Source organism: Protofrankia sp. CiP1_Cm_nod4 (assembly GCF_982290645.1).
In genome coordinates, this window is sequence record NZ_CEVIVC010000265.1 from 2418 (window position 1) to 3978 (window position 1561).

Annotated in this window: 2 protein-coding genes; both read left to right on the forward strand. The window is 74.2% G+C overall.

The window, feature by feature from the left end:
• On the forward strand, positions 1–679 hold a 679-nt coding region (locus AC5LSR_RS23965), incomplete at its 5' end, for a hypothetical protein (protein ID WP_493469073.1).
• Positions 676–1561: ThiF family adenylyltransferase (locus tag AC5LSR_RS23970; protein ID WP_493469074.1), on the forward strand; the 886-nt coding region annotated here is incomplete at its 3' end. The genes AC5LSR_RS23965 and AC5LSR_RS23970, both read left to right, overlap by 4 nt.

The following is a 1561-nucleotide window of genomic DNA, read 5'->3' on the forward strand; positions in this document are numbered from 1 at the left end:
AACAGCACCGGCAGGACCGGCAGCCGGGAACCGGACGTGGGAGAAACGGCAGTGCCGTCTGATCGTCCCCGACGTCATCTGGACGGGACTGTCCGCCCACCTGCTCGGCAGCAACCTCGAACGGTTCGCCTACCTGCTCGGCCGGGCGGAGATACACGGCGATCGACCGGGACGCCGTGTCGTCACCATCCGGATACGCCATGCCCTGCTGCTGCCCGATGCCGCGCTGGCCGTGCGGACCCCGACCCGTGTCGAGGTCGCCGCCGACGTCAGCCGGGCTGTCCTGCGCACCTGCTACGAGCATGCGCTGTCCCTCGTCGACGCGCACAGCCATCCGGGCCTGTCCGCGCCCGCGATCTTCTCCGGCGTCGACCGTGCCAACGCGCTGGAAACCCACCGGGAGTTCCACGCCACGATCCCCGCCCGGCCGCCGGTGGCCGCCGCGTCCCTCCTGCTCACCCACACCGGTGTCGACGGCCTGTGGTTCGACCCTGACACCGGCCGTCTCGCGCCGCTGGACTTTCCCTCCGTCCCGCCATCCGCCGCGCCGGCCGTTGCGCCCACAGCCGCGGACGTGCCCGGCGCGGGAGCGCTCCCCGGCGAACCACCCGTCGCCGCGGGCGCCGCCGCGGACCAGCCGCTTCCCCACCGCGGCGCGAGCGCGGGAGCCCGGCCATGACCCGGCCGCGCCCCGCCCCCACCCAGCATGATCGGCACGGCCAGGACGACCGCTGTGATCGTTACGACCGGCAGATCAGGGCGTTCGGCTCCGGCACGCAGCACCGGCTCGGCCGGCTGACCGTGGGTGTCGTCGGGGTGGGCGGGGCCGGATCCCTCGTCGTCCAGGGCCTGGCCCACCTCGGTGCCGGAGCCCTCCTGCTCGTGGACCCGGACCAGGTGGAGACCTCCAGCCTGGCCCGGCTCGTCGGCGCCACTCCCGCGGACGCCCGGCAGGCCACCCCCAAGGTGGACGTGGCCGCCCGCCTGGCACGGACGATCAGCCCCGGCCTTCCCGTGACGACGATCCGCGGCAGTGTCCTCGACCCGGCCGTCTGGCACGCGCTCAGCCACACCGACGTCCTGATCGGCGCCGTCGACAGCCACGCGCCGCGATGGGCGATCAACCGGCTCGCCGTCCAGTACGGACGGCTCTACCTCGACATCGGCGTGGAACTCAGCCGCGGCGGGCCCGAAGGCGAAGGCACCCTGGAGGCCGGCGGCCGGGTCGCCGTCATCCGACCGGACGGGCCGTGCCTGCGCTGCCAGGACGGCTACGACCCGACGCTGGCCGCCCGCGAGCAGGACCCGTCCGTCCGCGCCGCCCGCCGCGCCGCCGGTTACGACAACACCGACCGGGCTGCCCGGCCCGGCCGGACCGTCCGCCCGGCATCCGCATCAGGGGAATCAGCGGGATCACCAGCCGACCCGGTGTCAGCGGCCAACCCGGCGGCGAGCGTGCTGTTCCTCAACCAGGCTGTCGTCGCGCTCGCCCTCGGGGAGCTTGTCAACAGCCTCACCTCCTGGAAGGGCGCCGCTGAACAGATCCTGCTCGACCTCGTCC